At 49.9% G+C, this 21,756-nt stretch carries 13 protein-coding genes; all 13 read left to right on the plus strand.

The annotated features are described in order from the left end of the window. Positions 1-73 precede the first annotated feature (73 nt). The 13 genes from gyrB (at position 74) to fusA (ending at position 21,646) form a co-directional block, all read left to right on the plus strand. On the plus strand, positions 74-2,017 hold the full coding sequence (gene gyrB, locus HY845_01915; GenBank protein ID QQG52068.1) for a DNA topoisomerase (ATP-hydrolyzing) subunit B: 1,944 nt from the start codon (positions 74-76) through the stop codon (positions 2,015-2,017). Positions 2,018-2,020: 3 nt separating this feature from the next. Further along, entirely contained in the window at positions 2,021-4,741 is a 2,721-nt protein-coding gene (gene gyrA / locus HY845_01920; protein QQG52069.1) for a DNA gyrase subunit A, read from the plus strand. A gap of 7 nt (positions 4,742-4,748) precedes the next feature. Next, on the plus strand, positions 4,749-6,455 hold the full coding sequence (locus tag HY845_01925; GenBank protein ID QQG52070.1) for a translation initiation factor IF-2: 1,707 nt from the start codon (positions 4,749-4,751) through the stop codon (positions 6,453-6,455). Between the two features lie 3 nt (positions 6,456-6,458). Continuing rightward, complete coding sequence (locus HY845_01930; protein QQG52071.1) at positions 6,459-6,929, plus strand: NUDIX domain-containing protein; 471 nt, start codon at positions 6,459-6,461, stop codon at positions 6,927-6,929. A 79-nt stretch (positions 6,930-7,008) separates the two neighbouring features. After that, positions 7,009-8,523 carry a hypothetical protein gene (locus tag HY845_01935; protein QQG52072.1) on the plus strand — a complete coding sequence of 505 codons (1,515 nt, stop codon included), beginning with the start codon at positions 7,009-7,011 and terminating at the stop codon, positions 8,521-8,523. Then, on the plus strand, positions 8,523-8,870 hold the full coding sequence (locus HY845_01940; protein ID QQG52073.1) for a hypothetical protein: 348 nt from the start codon (positions 8,523-8,525) through the stop codon (positions 8,868-8,870). The genes HY845_01935 and HY845_01940 overlap by 1 nt, the downstream gene beginning before the upstream one ends. Beyond that, on the plus strand, positions 8,867-10,267 hold the full coding sequence (locus tag HY845_01945; protein QQG52074.1) for a hypothetical protein: 1,401 nt from the start codon (positions 8,867-8,869) through the stop codon (positions 10,265-10,267). The genes HY845_01940 and HY845_01945 overlap by 4 nt, the downstream gene beginning before the upstream one ends. Positions 10,268-10,321: 54 nt before the next feature. After that, positions 10,322-11,290 (plus strand): GTPase ObgE, encoded by a 969-nt coding sequence (obgE, locus tag HY845_01950; protein ID QQG52075.1) that lies wholly within the window; start codon positions 10,322-10,324, stop codon positions 11,288-11,290. Between the two features lie 163 nt (positions 11,291-11,453). Continuing rightward, a complete protein-coding gene (gene rpoB, locus HY845_01955) occupies positions 11,454-14,828 on the plus strand; it encodes a DNA-directed RNA polymerase subunit beta (GenBank protein ID QQG52151.1) in 3,375 nt (1,124 codons plus the stop codon). Further along, positions 14,829-18,644, plus strand: a complete 3,816-nt coding sequence (rpoC, locus tag HY845_01960; GenBank protein ID QQG52076.1) for a DNA-directed RNA polymerase subunit beta' — start codon at positions 14,829-14,831, stop codon at positions 18,642-18,644. An 11-nt stretch (positions 18,645-18,655) separates the two neighbouring features. Continuing rightward, the gene (rpsL, locus tag HY845_01965; GenBank protein QQG52077.1) at positions 18,656-19,072 is read left to right on the plus strand and encodes a 30S ribosomal protein S12; all 417 of its coding nucleotides are present in this window, start codon (positions 18,656-18,658) and stop codon (positions 19,070-19,072) included. Continuing rightward, a complete protein-coding gene (gene rpsG / locus HY845_01970; GenBank protein QQG52078.1) occupies positions 19,072-19,545 on the plus strand; it encodes a 30S ribosomal protein S7 in 474 nt (157 codons plus the stop codon). Before rpsL ends, rpsG begins: the two co-directional genes overlap by 1 nt. Positions 19,546-19,558: 13 nt before the next feature. Next, positions 19,559-21,646: an elongation factor G gene (gene fusA, locus HY845_01975; GenBank protein ID QQG52079.1), complete on the plus strand. Its 2,088-nt coding sequence runs from the start codon at positions 19,559-19,561 to the stop codon at positions 21,644-21,646. Positions 21,647-21,756 lie beyond the last annotated feature (110 nt).

Genomic DNA, 21,756 nt, shown 5'->3' on the forward strand with positions numbered 1-21,756 from the left:
GCGCGATTCAACACGGATCGCGCCCCGTCATATTTGGCTTGTTTTATCCTTATAACTGGTTATAATTAGGTCAATGGGCGATCAATATTCTGCTGCGCAAATTACGGTTCTCGAGGGGTTAGAGCCTGTTCGTAAACGCCCGGGAATGTACATTGGAGGAACCGGAATTGAGGGGCTCCACCATTTGATTTGGGAGGTATTGGACAACGCTATCGACGAAGCAATGGCCGGTCACGCCGACCTGGCTGTTATTGAGCTTAACGCCGATGGGTCTGTATCGGTCGAGGATAACGGTCGCGGTATTCCCGTCGATATTCACCCAACTACTAAAGTCAGCGCTTTAGAAACGGTCCTAACCAAACTTCACGCCGGCGGTAAATTCGGCGGCGGCGGCTATAAAGTTTCCGGTGGTTTACACGGCGTCGGTGTCTCGGTCGTTAACGCTTTAAGCGAGTGGGTTCGCGCCGAAGTTTTCAAAGACGGCAAAGCTTATCTGCAAGAGTATGATCGCGGCAAGCCGCGCAAGGCTGCGGCCCAAGTTGGAGAATCCTCCAAGAATGGCACGAAAATTACTTTCATGGCCGATTCGCAGATATTCCCCCAAACGAATTTTTCTCGTCGGACGGTGATTGAGCACGTTCGCCAGCAAGCTTATTTAACTAAAGGCATCCGAATTAAAATTATTGATCGCCGCGAGCCTGACGACGTGCCTGTCGAAGACAAGGCTTACCCCGATAATTACACTTTCTTTTTCAAAGGCGGCATCGCGGCGTACGTCGGACACTTAACACGCAGCAAGAAGTCGTTAATTCCCGAACCGATTTATGTTTCAAAAACAATCGGCGACAACCAGATTGAAATCGCTCTGACGTATGTGGATGACTACAATGAGCATGTTTTTACTTTCGCTAACAATATTCACACTATTGAAGGCGGTACGCACCTAACCGGTTTTCGTGCTGCCATCACCCGTGTCATTACAGATTACGCCAAAAAACTTGCCGCCAAGGACGGCGATGTTTTGCTAATCGGCGAAGATATCCGCGAAGGTTTGACGGCAGTAATTTCTGTCAAACTCCCCGATCCTGAGTTCGAAGGGCAAACCAAAGCTAAGCTTGGCACGCCGGCAATTAGAGGACACGTCGAATCTGCTGTCAATGAAGGTTTGGGACGATGGTTCGAGGAACATCCGAACGAAGCCCGGATCGTCGTTGAGAAAATCGCTCTCTCCGCCAAGGCGCGTTTAGCGGCTAAGGCTGCTCGCGAGGCCGTTGTCCGCAAAGGCGCCCTGGAAGGCATGACGCTGCCGGGTAAACTTGCCGACTGTTCGGAGAAGGACCCGGCTAAAAGCGAGCTGTATATAGTTGAGGGTGATTCTGCCGGCGGTTCAGCCAAGCAAGGGCGCGATCGTAAGTTTCAAGCAATCTTGCCGCTTAAAGGTAAAATTTTAAACGTTGAGCGTGCTCGCCTCGATCGCATGTTGTCGAGCGACGAGATTAAGGCCTTAATTGTTGCACTTGGCGTTGGCATCGGCGAAGACACTAATTACGAAAAACTGCGCTATCACCGGGTGATTATTATGACCGACGCCGATGTTGACGGGGCGCATATTCGTACCCTACTGCTAACCTTCTTTTTCCGCCATTACCCACGAATCATTGAAGAAGGCTATCTCTATATCGCTCAGCCGCCGCTATTTGGGATTCATTACAAAAGCAAGGTTGTTTACGTCCACTCTGAGGAGGAACGTGATACAGAGATTGAACAACTTAAGAAAGACAATAAAGGCACCCTGCCCGGACTTAATGTCCAGCGGTACAAGGGCTTGGGTGAGATGAATCCGGAGCAGCTATGGGAAACTACCCTAAACCCTGAGCATCGTGTATTGCTCCGTGTTGACGTTAAGGATGCGGAAAAAGCCGACGAAATTTTCTCGGCGTTGATGGGCGAGGACGTTCTGCCGCGTAAGCGATTTATCCAGAACAGAGCGGCTTCAGTTCAAAATTTGGATATCTAAACAATGAGCGACGAAATTAACCCACAAGAAGAAATCGAAGAAACTCCGGAAGAATCAACGGAAGATAGTATTCCCCAAGACGAACCGTCGGCTGAAAGTACTGACGAGAGTAGTGAGGGCGCGCTTCTTGACGATTACATCGAGGAGGACAAACCAAAACAGACGGAATACGGCTTAATTAAGCCACGCTCGATTTATAACGAGATGTCCGACTCTTATCTCGATTACGCTATGAGCGTCATTGTCATGCGCGCTCTGCCAGATGTACGCGACGGCTTAAAACCAGTTCAACGCCGCATTCTTTACGCCATGAGCGAGATCGGACTGACGGCAAACGCCAAGCATCGAAAATCCGCCAAGATCGTCGGTGAAGTTCTAGGTAATTACCACCCGCATGGCGATATGGCTGTCTACGACGCGATGGTCCGTATGGCTCAGTGGTGGAGCCTGCGGATGCCGCTTGTTAATGGCCAAGGAAACTTTGGTTCGATGGACGGCGATTTCCCCGCAGCCCCGCGTTACACCGAAGCACGTTTAGCGACGCCTGCCGAAGCGCTGCTAGCAGATATCGATAAGAACACGGTTGATTTTCGGGAGAACTACGACGGCACTAAAATGGAGCCGAGCGTTCTTCCGACACGGCTGCCAAACCTCCTTATTAACGGTTCGCAAGGTATCGCTGTCGGTATGGCCACCAACATCCCGCCTCACAATCTCGACGAAATCGTCGAAGCACTAGTTTTATTAATTGATAAGCCAGACACGGAAATTGATGAGCTTCTAACGATCGTCAAAGGCCCGGACTTTCCAACATCAGGGATAATCTACAACCAAAAAGACATAAACGAAGCGCTCTCCACAGGACGAGGTCGTATTATAATTCGCGGCCGAGCTGAAATTATAGAAGATAAACGCCGCGACTCAATTGTCGTTACCGAGTTGCCATATCAAGTGAACAAGGCCACCTTCATTACCCATATTGCCGATCTAGTTAAAGCGAAGAAGATCGAAGGTATCAGCGATATTCGCGACGAGTCAGACCGAAAAGACGGTGTACGAGTAGTAATTGAGCTAAAACAGGGTGCTCACGCTAATAAAATCTTAAACCAGCTCTACAGCCTGACCGAGCTGCAGACTGTTGTGCACTACAACATGGTGGCTCTAATCGACGGCATTCAGCCTCGCTTACTCAATCTGAGCGACGCCCTTGAGGAATTTATCGCCCACCGAATAGTTGTTGTCACCCGTCGTACCGAGTACGAGCTCGGCATTGCTAAGGATCGAGCCCATATTTTAGAAGGTCTAAAGATTGCTCTCGACCATCTCGACGAAATTATTGCCCTAATCCGTAAATCAGAAGATCGCGACGCCGCTAAGGCAGCGCTTGTGTCTCAATTTAAACTCAGTGAGCGTCAGGCCAACGCCATTCTGGATATGCGTTTGTCGCAACTTGCGAATCTGGAACGACAACGAGTTTACGATGAGTATGACGCAATCATGAAACTGATCGCCGACTTGGAAGACATCCTTGCTAAGCCCGAGCGCGTTCGTCAGATCGTCAAGGACGAATTGACGGATCTCAAGAAAAAGTACCACCAAGAACGCCTGACCGAAGTACGACCGGAACCACTTGGCGAATTGGCGGCAACTGACTTAATTCCGCAGGAAAATGTTCTTATTAGTCTAACGGTCGGTAATTATGTCAAAAGGTTGACTACCGATACTTATAAATCGCAATTACGTGGCGGTAAGGGTGTAATAGGTATGACGACCCGGGAAGATGACGCTGTTAAAGAAATTGTTTATGCCACAACCCATGACGACGTAATCTTCTTTACAGACTGGGGTCGTGCCTTCCGTATTAAAGCGTACGAGATTCCTGCTTCCAGCCGACAAGCCAAGGGCATAGCCTTGCCGAACATTATCCGCATCTCACCGCAAGAAAAAGTTACGACGGTGCTGACTGTCAAACAATCTGACGAAGGGCATTTCTACTTTTTCGCCACCAAGAAAGGTACCGTCAAACGTGTCCCGGTGGAAGCGTTCACAAACGTTCGCAAAAGCGGCATTGCAGCCATTAATTTAAATAAAGGCGACCAGCTACTTTGGGTAAAACAGACCTCCGGCTCCGATGAAATTGCTCAAATTACGCGTGACGGTCAAGTTATCGTTTATAACGAATCCGAAGTTCGCCAGATGGGCCGTGGCGCAGCCGGTGTGCGCGGCATTAAACTTAAAGGTGACGACGAAGTGATCGAGATGACTGTCCTAAATAGCGACTCACGCTCTGTAGTAGTTATTTCCGAACGTGGCATTGGTAAACAAGTCGATCTCAAAGAGTTCCGCAACCAGCACCGTGGCGGTAGTGGCGTACGCATAGCCAAGTTGAATGACAAAACGGGTCGTCTAGCCGACGGGGCTGTTGCGACCGCCGAGGCCAAAGATTTAATTATTAGTACTATTACTGGCCAAGTCATTCGAATCGGCGTTTCTTCAGTCAAGAAGCTTTCCCGTCAGGCCTCCGGCGTTATACTAATTCGTCTTAATGAAAACGATCGCGTTAGCTCCCTAACCGTCGTTGGCGAAGAAGCTGAGGAGGGCAACGTCGAGACTGCCGAAGCAGTAAAAACGAGTAACGACGCTTCAGTTCCGACCGAAACCGAGGTAGAATTAGAGCCGACTGCTTCTGAGGGCTCTGTTGAGAGCGAGGAAGCGGAAAAGTAATCGTCAAATGACTGATACAAAATTACTACATTTACCCGAAACAGTTTCGGTCCGGACACTTGCAAGCCAACTTAACGTTGAGCCGACTGCCGTAATCGGCAAATTAATTGCCAACGGCGTGATGGCGCATATTAACCAGAACCTCGATTACGATACCGCCGCACTGTTGGCGGAAGAGTTTGGTTTCACGACTGAACCAGAGGTAAAAACTGCCGCGCAAATTACAAAATCAATTGACACCAAAAATGCCGAAGCCCGCGCGCCAATTGTGACGATCATGGGCCATGTTGATCACGGTAAAACGAGCTTACTTGACTATATCCGCTCAACAAACGTTGCGGCCGGAGAATCCGGTGGAATTACGCAAAATATTTCCGCCTACCAGATAGACTTCACAACCAGCGACAAACAAACAAGAAAAATTACTTTTATCGATACGCCTGGGCATGAGGCTTTCTCGGCCTTACGGGCGCACGGCGCGAGCATCACCGATTTGGTTGTGTTGGTAGTGGCGGCTGATGACGGCGTAAAACCGCAAACCATTGAAGCAATTAATCACGCTAAACTCGCCGGTGTGCCAATTATTGTCGCTATTAACAAAACTGACGTGGGCAAAGCAAACATCGAACGGGTCAAGCAACAGCTCGCGGAGCACGAACTAATTCCTGAAGAATGGGGCGGCAAGACTGTCATGACGCCGCTAAGCGCGAAGACCGGTGACGGCGTAGACAATCTTCTCGAACTCATCATCCTAACTACTGACTTACTTGAATTGAAGGCAGACGCCAGCCTAAATCCTGAGGGAATCGTTTTAGAGGCCAACCTTGATAAGCAAGTTGGACCGATCGCTACGGTCCTCATATATAACGGCACACTCCACACTGGCCAAGTGCTCGTTGTCGGCAAGACCTATGGACGGATTCGCTCATTGGAAGACGACCGCGGCCGCAAACTACCTTCGGCAGGACCGGCTCAACCGGTAGTTATAACGGGCCTTAAAGATGTCCCGACGTTTGGTGACCGAATCGAAGCAGTGCCAAACGAAAAAGTGGCCAAAACCATGACGCAATCGGGCAGTAAAACAGGCTCCAAGACCGCTGGTGACTCGAATAACTCCTTCCGGATCGTTTTGAAAGTTGATGTCGGCGGATCACTGGCCGCGCTCGAGGACTCGATTCACAAATTAAAAATAAAAGACGCAACCGTTGAGATCCTTAGTGCCGGAATCGGGCAGATTAATGAGAATGATATTAACCTTGCCAAGGCCTCTGGTGCTGCGGTAATTTCTTTCCGCTCAGCGCCTCTTAAGCGAGTCTTGGACTTAGCGGAAAAAGACGGCGTGCCAGTCAAGGAATTTTGGATCATTTACGAAGTTATTGATTTTCTTAAAGATAAGCTAACCGAAATTGCTACCCCAACTTACGTCACTATCGAAGTCGGCCGCCTGAAAGTGCTCGAAGTCTTCTCCGCCAAGGGGCCGAACGCCATCGCTGGTGGTGAGGTAACGGAAGGCGAAGTCTCAAAGAACAAAGATGTTGTCATCTTCCGAGAAAAAGAAGAAGTCGGTAAAGGCAAAGTGATTAGCGTTAAAATGGGCAAAGTGGATGTCGATAAAGCCGAAAAAGGTGCGCAGTGCGGTATGAGCCTTGAGCAATTATCAGCTCCAGTTGAAAAGGGTGACGTCTTGGTGTTTTCCGAGACAAAAGAAGAGTAACTCATGCCACACATTCACGATCTGATCGATTTCACGGTCGAGGCGTTTGTGGTTCATAAAAACAAGGTGCTGCTGCGGAAGCACGACAAGTACAATATGTGGCTTTCGGTCGGTGGGCATATTGAGCTAGATGAAGACCCGAACCAAGCCGCGCTCAGAGAAGTCAAAGAAGAGGTTGGGCTCGACGTTAAGATTATTGGTGAAGCGATCAATATTCCAGAGAATGGGCCCGAATATATGGAACTAATCCCGCCGCTATTTCTGAATCGTCACCGAATTAACCCTAATCACGAGCATGTCACGCTTGTTTACTTTGCCACTAGCGACTCTGACAAGCTGAATTTAACTGACGGGGAAGAAAAAAGTGACGACTGTCGGTGGTTTACGCAGAGTGAGCTAAAGGAGCTCGAGGGTCTCCGGCCGTCAGTCAAGGCTCAGGCGTTACTTGCCCTGCAAAGACTAGCGACAAATTAATTGTTAGATCGCCGTTAGTAGTGGTAGGATTTATGAGGAGGGCATTATCGAGACCTTACAGAATATTTGGACAGGTTGGTTGCAGTTTGGTTTAGGGGCGACTAGTCGCCAAGCCTTCTTTGTCGTCGATCTTGTCATAAGCGCGATCATTATTTTCCTCATCCTGCGCTTCTTCAACTTCAAGAGAGGCCTAGCTTATTTTCTGGTAGTTTTTGGCGCTATCGTTGGCCTAGTAATCTCCGCTAATTACACTTTGCCAGCGCTTCACTTGCTCTCTCAGCTAATTTTAACCGTGCTGATTGTCGGTTTGCCGCTTTTCTTTGAGGAGAAATGGTTAGCATTATTCAATCGTGGTACGACCAACGATTTTCCGAGCGCTCCAAAACCGCGATACCTTAATACTTTTTGGATGGCACTTATCTCGCTTGTTGTTGGGCTCTTGTTTGCGGCGATCAGTAACGGCCCCGGTGTTAAAACCGCAGAATTACCACAGGGGGTGGCGGTCTCAGCCACAAACTTGAAGGAAGGCATTAGCGCCAATTTTGGCTCACAGAAACGGATAAGCGTTATAGTTCAAGCGCCCCGCTCGGTTTGGGCGACACTTAAAGACGAGGATTTCTCGGCTTCGGCTGATGTTAAAAATCTTGAAGAAGGAACTCACGAGGTAGCAATTATGGTTACCAGTAAAAAGAGCGACGTCAAAATTGTCCGAACCAAGCCAACGAAGGTCACGGTTACATTAGAGCCGGTGATACGTAAAACAGTTGCCGTCGTGGCGCGCTACGTTGGTAAGGCTGGAAACGACTTGGTTCCGGGTGACCCGGTTTTCGATCCAGACAAAGCCGAGATCACCGGACCCAAATCTGTTGTTGAAGACGTGAGCCAGGCGGTTGTGGAGGTTAAGTTAGACGGATTAGCGCAAAACATTGACCAGAAATTTCGCTTAGTAGCCTTGAACTCTAGCGGCCAGGTTATAGAAGATGTCACGTTTTTGCCCGTAGAAGTCGCTGCTAAGGTGCCGCTTGTTAAGGCTGGCAAGCTTAAAACGGTCGGCATTAAGGTCAAGACGACCGGTGCGCCAACCGCCGGTTATTGGGTTGAACAACTCCTACCAACACCTAGCACCGTTGTCGTTACAGGTTCGGCTGATGCTCTCGATAAACTAACATTTATTGAAACCGATGCTGTTTCTGTTTCTGGGCTGAGCGCTGATAGCGAGGTCCAGATTACTCTGGCTTTTCCAAGTGGTATCGCCGCGGCCGAGCCGATTAACAAAGTCACGGTCAAGATTGACCTCAGTGAAACAAACTCGGTTAAAACAATCGCCCCGACTATCACCTATGACGGCGTTGATGCTTCACTGAAAGTCACCACTATCAACCCGACCTCAGTTAGTGTTGTTGTCAGTGGCACTAACCAAGTGCTAAACGCCCTCAACGGCGGCGACATTAACTTAAAGCTCAATTTATCTGCCTATAAGTCGGCCGGAACCTATGCCGTGACGATTAAAAATGAAAACTTTGTGATGAAAGAGGGGACGGCACTTGTTAGTTTCCTTCCCTCGGTCATCAATGTTACATTAGAGCTGAAGTGATGAGACACGATTCAAAACACCACTCAAAGAAGCACTGGGAGCAATGGCTAAAGCTGAACGGCACCGGTGTTGGAGTAGTGACGATTTCACTGGTCGTCCTCGCCGGAGTTATCGGACTCTATCTGCTCGACATTCGCCTCAGCCCTAGTGATATCCGTACTGAGAATAATGTCACCGTTCGTCTCCAAGTAACTGATCACGACGCAACAAGTTTTTTAATTAACAGCCTCACTGACAACTCTCAATCACCCGTCTATAACGACAGTCAATTGAAACAAATTAATCGCGAGACTTCTGGACGAATCCCGACGATGTTCAGAATTCAAGGAACGCTAACTTACCGATGAATAACAAGTTAAAGGTAGTTGTACTGGGTCTTGCCGGGGTGATTGGCAGCTTTTTGTTCGCAGTCACACCAGTGCTGGCGCAAGCGGAGTTAAAGATAAACTTGCCGCCGAGATTGATTTTTACTCCTAACGAGTTTCTTTTTAATAGAGACAAATATGTTTTCCGTGAAAATCCGCCAAGGCTTGACCCTAACGGTTCCATAAGTGGTACTCAGATAGTACGCGTTGAGACAGTAGACCAAGATCAGGGCACTGGTGGGGATGAACGCGGCGAATACTATCGGATTATTGTCGGCAATATCGAAAAAAACTGGTTTGGTTACAACCCTCTGCAAAAAAGTAAGAAGCTTTTTGCCAATCTTGTGCCAATGGTTGAACGTGTTAAAGCTTACGCGCCTCCACCGGCAACCAATATTTTACTTTTCCGCCGAGCCTACCCGTTTCGTTTGACACTTAAACAGCCTGTTTCAGCCGAGAATATCGATACACTTGCCGCGTATATATCCGAAAAGGGCAGAAAGGATAACGCCTTTTTCGGCTCTACGACGTGTCAAGAGGACGGATCCCGCTCTTTTATATGTTTTAAAGAGACAGTGATTGTCACTAACCCCGATACCTCACAGATCACCTTGACGCTCAGTCAAAAGACAAAACTTAGTGGCATTTACGTACAGGGTAATATTGCGGCACCGCAACAAATTGCTCATCTTCGCCTGGCTCCTAACGCCATTGCTGTTGGTGGCAGTTTTCAAGACGTGACTGGCACTAAGTTGGACCAATATCTGCGGGATACACCCACGTCGCAAATCAAATGGGACGGAGCTGACGGCGCCGCCGCTAAGATTGATCAGCTCTACGAGAAGCGAACCCGCGGTACGACCATTGGTCGAAGTGTTATCAGTGGCGTTTGGTACCTCAACACAGCCAGCGATAATCCGGCTGAGTTCCAAACCCCAACTTCTTTCACTTCGCCGCCCGATGGCCGTTTATGGAACGTTAATCCGGCCAATAACACTTTCACCTTCAATGACGTCGATTTCCGCGGACAGGGAACGGTTGTAATTAACGGTAATGCGATCTTTAACGGCTCCGTAAAATGCTCTGATTCGAAGCGTGTGGGTGTGCTGGTGCGTGGTAATATCGTCTTCAATACTACTCACGTTGAATGTGGTGCCTACGTTGCCTTAGGAAGCGGCGCGGCCGGGTTCATTGATATCGCGGCTGAACCGCCAGCCGACGGCGGGACAGTACGGGGTATATTTGTCGCTAAAGGCAACATTACTATCCCGAATGCAGCTGCTTCGCCGCTCCTAATTGATTATGACGGCGCGTTTGCTCAGCAACCGACAGTTCTATTCAAGGAACTACTGACAATTCTGCTCATAGCCTTGTCGTAAGAATGGGTCTTCTGTCCCTGTACTTCCGCTCCGCCAACCGGTAAACTACCCGGGATGCTAGTTGATCAAGTAGAAGTTGAACTCAAAGCGGGACGTGGTGGTGACGGCGTTGTTTCGTGGCGCCGAGAAAAATTCGTCCCGAAGGGTGGTCCCGACGGCGGCGATGGCGGGCGCGGGGGCGATGTAATACTCCGCTCGTCCGAGAACATGGACACTCTAAGCTCATTTAGATTTAAAAAAGTTTTTCAGGCCGAGAATGGTGAGCGCGGTGCGAGTAAGCGTAAAACCGGCGCCGGCGGTGATGATCTAGAGCTTTTGGTGCCGGTTGGTACAACAGTCACCGACATTGCGACAGGCCAGGTACTCAAGGACTTTACGCAAAACAACGAGCGATTCCGGGTTGCTAAAGGCGGGATCGGCGGCTTAGGTAATATTCACTTTGTTAGCGCTACCCATCAACGGCCAATGGAATCTACTCCGGGCAAGCCAGGCGAGACGCGCCAGGTAAAGCTAGAACTAAAACTTATTGCCGATATTGCCTTAGTCGGAGAGCCAAACGCCGGTAAATCCTCAATTTTGAAGGCGCTAACTGGCGCCGAGGTGCGCATAGGTGATTACGCCTTCTCAACTACCCAACCAGTTTTGGGAGTCATGAAACTCGGTAAGCTAAACTTAACCCTAGTTGATCTGCCCGGACTTCTTTCAGGCGCTCATCAGGGTAGGGGATTGGGTGACAAGTTTTTACAACACGCCACCAGGGTTAAGGCCCTGTTACATGTGGTTGACGCGACGGTTGATATACCGGGATCCCTCCTGATGATTGAACAAGAACTCAATCAATATGCCCAGGCGCTAGTCGATAAACCCCGCTACCTGGTGATTAACAAAACCGATCTTCTGAACGACGCTGATTTAAAAAAGGTAAAAAAGACTTATACGAAGGCGATACTCACCAGTACAGTCACTAACCGCGGTTTGGATACTTTGCGTCATTTACTCTCTGAATTAGACATTAACCCTTGACAAAAAGTTAATCTGGGCTACTATAAGCGTAGCTTAGTAAGAAACCGAAATGCGACAGGCAGCCGCTAGGATACTGCACGTATCCTAGTCGATTTCGCGCATTTAACAATTGAATAAACATGCCGCACGGGTGGGTGGCAAATAAGAGCTTGAGGAGGCTAAACTGCGTAAGTATTTTCGACCGCTGGAGTCGGTGACTAGTTTTTCGAACTTAATCGAAGTGCAGCTAAAGAGCTATCTATGGTTGTTTGAAGAGGGTTTGGGCGAACTATTAAATGAAGTTTCGCCAGTAGAGGACTTTACGGGGAAAGTTTTCTCTTTGGAATTCGGCGAGTATTCGTTAGACAAGCCGAAATACGACGAGAAGACCGCCAAAGACAAGAATCTAACTTTTAAAGCGCCGCTACGGTGCAAGGTTAAGCTTGTTAATAAGTTGACTAATAAATCAAAGACCGGAGAGGTCTTTTTGGGCGACTTCCCATTAATGACCGAACGGGGAACGTTTATTATTAACGGTGTTGAGCGAGTTGTGGTTAGCCAAATTGTCCGTTCGTTCGGAATCTTTTTTGTCTCGGAAGAAATTGGCGCCAGACGCCTATTCGGCGCCAAGGTAATTCCTAACCGCGGTGCTTGGCTTGAGTTTGAGACCAACTCTCGCGACGTAATCTCCGTGAAAGTTGATCGAAAACGACGCATTCCTGCCACCACCTTCCTCCGCGCTCTTGGTAAATACGACGACGCAAAAATTAAGAGTCTATTCAAAGATATCGATACCAACCCGGACCACCATTACATCGACGCTACGCTTGCTCGTGACCCGGCCAAAACTCAAGAAGAGGCTGTGGTAGAAGTTTACAAGCGTATTCGTCCAGGGGATCTGGTAACGCCAGAAACAGCCGAAACGTTTATTCAGACTATTTTCTTCAACTCGAAACGCTACGACCTCGGTCGCGTTGGCCGCTACAAAATTAACCAGCGACTTGAAATGAATCTGCCGAATAACGCGACTAACCGCGTGTTGCGCGTTGAGGATATCGTTTCCACAATTCGTGAAATTATCCGCCTCAACAATACCCCAGGCGCCGAGCAAGATGATGTTGATCACTTGAAGAATCGCCGTGTTAAAGCCGTCGGCGAACTGGTCCAGAACCGCCTTCGTGTCGGCCTACTTCGTATGGAGCGCATTATCAAGGACAGAATGAGTCAGATTGTCGATCCGGAAGAGGTAAACCCGGTCACGCTTGTTAACTCCCGACCGGTAGCGGCAATTTTGCAAGAATTCTTCGCCTCTTCTCAGATGAGCCAATTCATGAACCAAACCAACCCGCTTGCCGAGTTGGAGCACAAACGGACGCTTTCTGCGACCGGCCCAGGTGGTTTATCACGCGAACACGCCGGCTTTGATGTCCGTGACGTTCACCGTTCGCACTACGGTCGTATCTGCCCGATTACCACTCCGGAAGGTCAGAACATTGGTTTAGTTGGCTACCTTGCAACTAGCGCCCGCGTTAACGAATACGGCTTCATTGAAACTCCGTTCCGTAAAATTGAACATAAAGACAACAAGGCACGCGTTACAGAAAAGGTTGAGTACCTCGACGCCTACGAAGAAGAAAAGTACACCCTAGCGCCGTATTCGGCCAAAGTTGACGACAAAGGTTACGTTATCGGCTCACGAATTATCGCCCGCCGAGGCGGTGATCCAGTTGTTGAAGCAACCGGTAAGGTTGACTACATCGATATCTCGCCACAGCAGATCGGCGCTATTGCCGTTGCGCTTATCCCGTTCGTCGAACACGACGACGCCGTCCGCGCCTCCATGGGTTCTAACATGCAACGTCAAGCCGTGCCGCTGGTCCGCAGCGAAGCGCCTATTATCGGTACTGGGCTAGAAGGTTCCGTTAAGGATTCTGGTCAGCTCATTGTCGCCGAAGAAGATGGCGAAGTATCGTACGTTGACGCCGCTAAAATCGTGCTCAAAACTAAGCGTGGCGAAAAAACTTACGACCTCTTGAAGTTCTCCCGCTCAAACCAGTCGACTTGTATTAACCAGCGACCAATCGTGGAGATCGGTCAGAAGGTTAAGATCGGCGACGTGATCGCCGACTCCTCGGCAAGTGATCAGGGCGAACTGGCTATCGGCCAGAACGTGACCGTCGCTTATATGAGCTGGGGCGGCTACAACTATGAAGACGCCATCATCGTTAGCGAACGTCTAGTTAAAGACGATCGCTACACCTCAATTCACATTGAAAAATATTCTGCTGAAGTGCGCGACACTAAACTTGGCCCGGAATTAGTCACGCGCGACATTCCTAATGTCGGCGACGAAGCACTAGCCAACCTTGATGAGCAGGGCATTGTCCGCATCGGCGCCGAGGTCTCAGCCGGCGACATTTTGGTCGGTAAAATTACTCCTAAAGGAGAAACCGAACTAACGGCTGAGGAAAAACTACTCCGAGCCATCTTTGGCGAAAAGGCCAAAGACGTTAAGGACACCTCACTGCGCTTGCCTCACGGTGAGTACGGTAAGGTAGTCGCCGTCAAGATTTTCTCCAAAGAACAAGGCGACGAACTACCAGCCGGCGTTTATCAGCAAATCGAAGTCTCAGTGGCTCAAATGCGCAAAGTCACCGTTGGTGACAAAATGGCCGGCCGACACGGTAACAAGGGTGTCATCTCTAGGGTCGTTCCAGAAGAGGACATGCCGTTCCTACCTGACGGTACGCCAGTTGACATCATCTTGAACCCGCTCGGCGTTATTTCGCGCATGAACCTCGGACAAATTCTTGAAACCCACCTAGGCTGGGCCGCAAAGAAGCTCGGCTACCGGGTTGCTTCGCCGGCTTTTCACGGCGTTCCAGTTGCCGAGATCGAAAAAGAACTCGCCAAAGCTGACTTGCCAGTATCCGGCAAGATCCAACTGCGAAACGGTCGCGACGGTAACGATTACGACCAAGAAACAACCGTCGGCATTAAATACTTACTGAAACTAATTCACCTTGTCGACGACAAGATGCACGCCCGCTCAACCGGCCCGTACTCCATGGTCACTCAGCAGCCGCTCGGTGGTAAAGCCCAATTCGGCGGTCAGCGATTTGGTGAAATGGAAGTGTGGGCATTGGAAGCTTACGGCGCCGCCCATACCTTACAAGAAATGCTGACGATTAAATCTGACGACGTTATCGGCCGAGCCAAAGCTTACGAAGCGATTATTAAGGGCGAAACTATTCAGAAACCACAGATCCCGGCCTCATTTGCCGTTCTCGTGCGTGAGCTTGAATCGCTAGGCTTAAACGTTGAAGTCATCGAAACAGAAGAAAAGATGAATGAGATTACTGAAGAGCAAAGCTTGCTTGAAGACCAGGGCCTGCCAGAAGGCAAGCTGCGAATTACCGACCCGTTGGGCGAAGACGCCGACGAGATGGTTCGTGATACCGCTGCTCGCCAAACCGCAATCGACGAATCACCGGAAGAGCAAGAGGTACTCACCAGAAAATCAGCCTCAAAAGCTTCCAAAGAAAGGAAGGAGGACTAAATGGCCGAACTTAAGTTAAACACCCGAACCGAAAAAGCCGAGTTCAACCTCATGAACTTCGAGGGGCTGCGCATTCGCGTAGCTTCCACGACAGATGTTGAGCGTTGGAGCTACGGCGAGGTCCTAAAACCAGAAACGATCAACTATCGTACCCAGAAACCTGAGCGTGACGGTCTTTTTGACGAGCGAATATTCGGCCCGACTAAAGACTGGGAATGTTACTGCGGCAAGTACAAACGGATTCGTTACAAAGGCGTAATTTGCGATAAATGTGGCGTTGAAGTCACTCGTGCTTCTGTTCGACGCGAACGCATGGGTCACATTGACCTTGCCGTTCCGGTATCACACATCTGGTACGTCCGTGGTGCGCCGTATGTCATGAGCACTCTGCTCGACATCTCCGTCACCGACCTCGAAAAAGTTAACTATTTTGCTGGATTTGTAATCGTTGACGTTAACGAAGAATTGAAAGCCGAAGCGTTCGAGCAGCTGGATGGCGAGTTCAAAGCCGGCAAGCAGTTACTTAAAGACGCGCCTGAGCGCCTCGAGCAGCTCGAAAACAACTATAAAACAACCAAAGCCGAACTAAACGCCCTCCAACCAAAAACCGTTATCGCCGAAGGTAAATTCCATGAGCTTTCATACCGTTTCGGTAACCTTATTAAGGTTGGTACCGGCGCTGAAGCCTTACTCGACCTCTTGAAGAAAGTTGATCTCGATGAAGAAATCGCTGAGATCAGGGCTCTCGCCAAGGGTGCCTTACCAAACGCCTATCGTCGTTTGATGAAGCGTCTACGCTTAGTCACCGACATGAAACTGGCTGGTATTAAGGCCGAAGATCTCATAATCGCTAAATTGCCGGTGCTGCCGCCTGATTTGAGACCAATGGTTCAGCTTGATGGTGGACGTTTCGCCTCTAGCGACTTAAACGATCTATATCGCCGCGTTATCAACCGCAACAACCGTCTAAAGCGGCTTATGAACCAAGGTGCGCCAGATGTTATTGTCCGCAACGAAAAACGCATGCTCCAAGAAGCTGTTGACGCCCTCATTGATAACTCTGCCCGCAAAAGCCAAACGACTACCGGCATCGGCCGGCAGCCAAGATCTCTATCTGATATGTTGCGCGGTAAACAGGGTCGTTTTCGCCAGAACTTACTGGGTAAGCGCGTTGACTACTCTGGCCGTTCAGTTATCGTCGTCGGCCCAAACTTGAAACTTGACCAATGTGGTCTGCCAAAGGTTATGGCACTTGAATTATTCAAGCCGTTTGTCATCTCACGCCTAATTGCTGACGGCTATGTTCACAACGTCAAGAACGCCGCCCGCTTAATTGAGCGTGGCACGCCTGAAGTTTGGGAAATATTGGAACAAATTACTAAACAGGCCGTCGTTATGCTTAACCGCGCCCCGACGCTGCACCGTCTAGGTATCCAAGCTTTCCGACCGCTGCTAATCGAAGGTAAAGCAATCCAGCTACACCCGCTTGTTTGTGCTGCCTACAACGCCGACTTCGACGGTGACCAAATGGCCGTACACGTACCACTCTCGGTTCAGGCACGTTTCGAAGCGGAAAGTTTAATGCTGTCAACGAACAACCTGCTTAAGCCGGCTTCTGGTGAGACACTCGTCGCACCACGTCTCGATATAGTTTTTGGCATCTATTACCTTACCAACTCAGCCAAAGGCGTCAAAGGCGAAGGAAAAGTGTTTGGCTCGATCAGTGATGTGCAGATGGCTCACACGCGTGGTGAAATTCACCCGCACGCCGCCATCCAGTTACGTCACGGTGAAGAGCGGATCGAAACCACCGCCGGCCGCGCAATCTTTAACTCAGTGATGCCAGAGGGCTACATCTTCGTTAACGACGTCTTGGACGCTAAAAAGCTCAAGAAAATCATCCGCGACATCTACAAGAAATTCGGCAAAGAAGCGACGGCTAAACTCGCCGACGACTTGATGGCACTCGGCTTCAGATTTGCTGAACGCTCTGGTATGACCATGGCAATTTCTGACATCCAAGTCCCTGAAATCAAGAACGAATATCTAAAACAGGGCGAAGAGGCAGTCGAGGAAATCACCAAACGCTACCGCCGCGGTCTCTTAAACGAGGATGAACGACGCAAACTAACAATTGAGGAGTGGACCAAAGTTCGTGGCAAAATCGAGAAGGCAGTTTTCGATCAATTTGATCGCAACAGTCCCGTTTGGACGATGGTTGACTCCGGTGCTCGTGGCTCAAAGAACTCCCTTACTCAGCTCTCAGGTATGAAGGGCTTGGTGGTTAACCCGGGTGGTGAGATTATCGATATTCCAATCCGCTCTAACTACAAAGAAGGTCTATCAGTACTTGAATACTTCATCTCCACTCACGGTTCCAGAAAGGGTAAGTCAGACACCTCGCTCAAGACTGCTGACGCAGGCTATCTAACCCGTCGGTTAGTCGACGTTGCCCAAGACCTAGTCGTAACGACTGAAGACTGTGGTGTTAAAGAAGGTGTCTTAGTCTCGGAAAACGAAAGCGAGCAATTCGGCCAGTCATACGCTGATCGTCTACTTGGCCGCGTTCTGATTGAACCGATCAAAGACAAGAGCGGCAAGGTTCTACTCAAGACTGGCGAAGAGATCACTGAGGACAACATCAAACACATTCTTGATAACGACATCAAACAGCTCACTGTTCGTTCAGTTCTCTACTGTAAGTCAGGCTGGGGTGTCTGCCAGAACTGTTACGGTCGCGACCTAGCGACTGGCCGTAAAGTGGAGCTAGGCACCGCTGTTGGTATCATGGCCGCTCAAGCAATTGGTGAGCCAGGTACGCAGCTGACGATGAAAACCTTCCACTCCGGTGGTGTGGCTCATGGCGGCGACGTCACGAGCGGTCTACCGCGCGTTGAGGAAATTTTCGAAGCCCGCCCACCACATAATCCGGCTATTGTCAGCGAAGTCGCCGGTAAAATCTCAATCTACGAAGAGAAAGATCACCAGTACGTTGAGGTTATTAGCGAAGAAATTCCTGAGGAAGAGTACGAACTTGAAGAAGGTTACGAGGCAGTCGTTAAGAGCGGTGATGTTGTTAAGCCAAAACAGGCCATCGCAACTGCTCCCGACAAAAAGGCTGTCCGCGCCGCTATCGGCGGTAAGATTCGCCTTGAAAAAGGAAAAGTCTTCATCAAGTCGGCTGAGCCGCTTAAGGTCAACTACCAAGTACCTGCTGATTCAACCCTTCGGGTTAAAAGCGGCGAGTCAGTTGAGCGCGGCGACATGCTAACTGAAGGTCACCTAGATCTCACTATGGCACTCGAATTACGCGGTTTGCGCGACACCCAGAAATACATTATCCGCGAAGTTCAAAACATCTACGCCGGTCACGGTGCAGAGGTTAACGAAAAGCATATCGAGATTATTGCTCGAGCCATGCTGGCAAAGATCCGAGTTGTTGAAGGTGGCGAGTCCACCTTACTAACCGGTGGAATTGTCGACCGCTTGGTTGCCGAGCGCATCAACGACCGCCTGAAGAAAGATCATAAGCAGCCCGTCCAATACGAGCAGATTGTTCTTGGTATTACCCGAGCTTCGCTCAACACCAATAGCTTCCTATCGGCGGCTTCCTTCCAGGAAACCACCAGCGTTCTTATCAAGGCGGCAATTCGTGGCGCTGTTGACCCACTCAAAGGACTTAAAGAGAACGTTATTATCGGTAAACTGATCCCCGCCGGTACTGGATATAACGCCGAACCGATCATTGAAGAAGTGGCCGCGCCCGAGCGTCCCGAAGCTAAGCCGCGGGTTGAATCGAAGGCTGAAACCGAGTAAACTGACTTGTAATGCCGACGATTAACCAATTAATTAGGAAAAGCCGAAAAAGCGTGGCCAGCAAGTCCAAATCGCCAGCGCTTCACCGTGGCTTTAACTCTTTGAAGAACCGACCCGTTCAGTTTCCCAAGGGTCGGCCGCTCATCCGTGGGGTCTGCACAAAAGTCACCACCATGACGCCAAAGAAACCTAACTCTGCTCTGCGTAAAATCGCCCGTGTCCGCTTAACTAGCGGCCAGGAAGTCACCGCTTATATTCCGGGCATTAAACACAACTTGCAGGAGCACTCGTTGGTTCTCGTCCGCGGCGGCCGCGTTAAAGATTTACCAGGTGTGAAGTATCACATTGTCCGTGGCGTCTTGAACGCTGACGGCGTTGAAAATAGAAAACAGGGTCGCTCTAAGTACGGAGCCAAGAAGGCGAAGTAATGAGAGGACGACGCAACATCAAACGCCCGGCTGTACTGCTTGATTCAAAGTACGCCGATCCACTAGTTACTAAGTTCATCAACCGCGTCATGGAACGCGGTAAAAAAGATACCGCGGAACGCTTGGTTTACGCAGCTCTTGAGCGCCTTGCTAAGGAAAACAACAAAGAAGTCCCGGCCTTATTCGCCGAGATCATTGAAAAGGCAGCGCCGATCCTTGAGGTTCGCTCTCGCCGTGTTGGCGGAGCAAATTACCAGGTCCCGGTAGAAGTCCGTCCAAGCCGCAAAGTCATTTTGGTTTTGCGCTGGATCGTCACCACTGCCCGAAGTCGCAAAGGCGTGCCGATGTCGGTCGCGCTCTACAACGAGATGAAAGATGTCCTCGGCGGCACTGGTTCAGTCATGAAAACCCGCGAAGACATGCACAAAATGGCCGAGGCCAACCGCGCCTTTGCCCACTTTGCTAGATACTAATTCTGGGGCAACTATGGCACGTGAATATCCGTTAGAGAGTGTCCGTAACTTTGGCATAATTGCTCACATCGACGCTGGTAAAACCACCGTTTCGGAACGCATCCTGTTCTTCACCGGTAAAACTTACAAGATTGGTGAAGTACACGAGGGTGCGGCCGTCATGGACTGGATGGAGCAGGAACAAGAGCGTGGTATTACTATCACCGCCGCCGCTACCACCACTTTTTGGAAAGATCACACGTTCAACATCATCGACACCCCGGGACACATCGACTTTACCGTTGAAGTTCAGCGCTCTCTGCGCGTGCTTGACGGGGCGGTGACCGTTTTTGATGGTGTGGCCGGTGTTGAGGCGCAAAGTGAAACTGTTTGGCGACAAGCCGACAAGTATAAAGTACCGCGAATCTGTTTCGTCAATAAACTCGATCGTATCGGGGCGGATTTCAAGCACGTTATTAAAACCATTCACGATCGTCTCGGCGCCAAGACAGCGATTCTCCAACTGCCAATCGGCACCGAGGATCAGTTAAAGGGTGTTGTCGATTTACTCGAGAACAAAGCCCTGGTTTGGCCAAAAGAAGAAGCCACCGAACCCACGATCGAAGACGTTCCGGCCGATATGAAAGCCGAAGTCGAAGAGTATCGCAGTAAACTAATCGAACAAATCGCCGAAACTGACGAAGCCCTGCTGGAAAAGTTTTTTGCCGGTGAAGAGCTCGCTATTGATGAGTTGAAAAAAGCGCTTCGTAAAGCGGTCATCAATGTCGAACTCTTTCCCGTCATGGCTGGTTCTGCCCTCAAAAACAAAGGCGTTCAGCCGTTGCTAGACGCAGTTGTTGATTATCTTCCGTCGCCGCTTGATGTTCCGCCGGTTGAGGGAATTAACCCGAAAAACGAAGAAGAAAAAATTGTCCGCGAAACTTCTGACGACGTACCATTTACAGCCCTTGCCTTTAAAGTCGCAACCGATCCTTTTGTTGGCTCGTTAACGTTCTTCCGCGTCTACGCCGGAAAACTTGCTGCTGGCTCGTATGTTTTAAACCCTGGAAAAGGCGAGAAAGAACGTATCGGTCGCATCGTCCGCTTGCACGCCAATAGCCGCGAGGACGTCAAAGAAGTCTACGCTGGTGAAATTGCCGCTGCTGTGGGATTAAAAGCCACTACTACTGGCGACACTCTCTGCGCCGAAAATGCGCCGATCGTGCTGGAACAGATCAGTTTCCCAGAGCCGGTCATCAAAATGTCAATCGAGCCGAAAACCAAAGCCGACCAAGAAAAAATGGGCGCTGCCCTGCAACGTCTCGCCGCCGAAGACCCAACTCTACGTTTATCTAAAGACGAAACTGGCTCACAAACGCTGATCGAAGGCATGGGCGAGCTTCACCTCGACATTATCGTCGACCGCATGAAGCGCGAGTTCAACGTTGAAGCCATTAAAGGCGCGCCGCAGGTTGCTTACAAAGAAACGATCAAAAGCACCGTCAAACAAGAAGGCAAATACATCAAACAAACCGGTGGCCGCGGCCAGTACGGTCACGTTTGGCTGCAAATCGAGCCGCAAGAATCAGGAACCGGCTTTGAATTCGTCAACAAGATTGTCGGCGGCACCATTCCTCGCGAATTCATTCCTTCAGTTGAAAAGGGTATCAAAGACGCCCTGACCAAGGGTGTAGTTGCCGGCTATCCAATGGTTGATATTAAAGCCACGCTTTACGATGGTTCGTACCACGACGTCGACTCTAGTGACGTTGCCTTCCAGATTGCCGGCGCCATGGCCTTCAAAGATGGTTGTAAAAAAGCTAACCCGATTCTCCTTGAACCGATAATGAAGGTTGAAGTCGTCACGCCGGAAGAGTTCTTCGGTAACGCGATGGGCGACTTAAACAGTCGTCGTGGCCGAGTAATGGGTACCGAAGATCGCGGCAACTCCAAAGTTATCGACTCGCACGTCCCGCTTGCTGAAATGTTTGGCTACATCACTGATCTTCGCGGTATGAGCCAAGGACGAGCTTCGTTCACCATGGAATTTGACCATTACGAAGAGGCGCCGAGCAATATCACCGCTGGCATCGTTGGGAAAAGTGCCAAGGCAGAGGCGTAAAATATTTTGAATCAAAAGCAGAGAAGCGCCGATGCGGTGCTTTTTTGTTTCGCAGGAGGTAGGGGAATTCATTGCGACGTCATCCCCCTACCTCCTGCACCTCCACCCCC

It is taken from the genome of Candidatus Berkelbacteria bacterium (assembly GCA_016432625.1).
GTDB lineage: Bacteria > Patescibacteriota > UBA1384 > 2-12-FULL-50-11 > 2-12-FULL-50-11.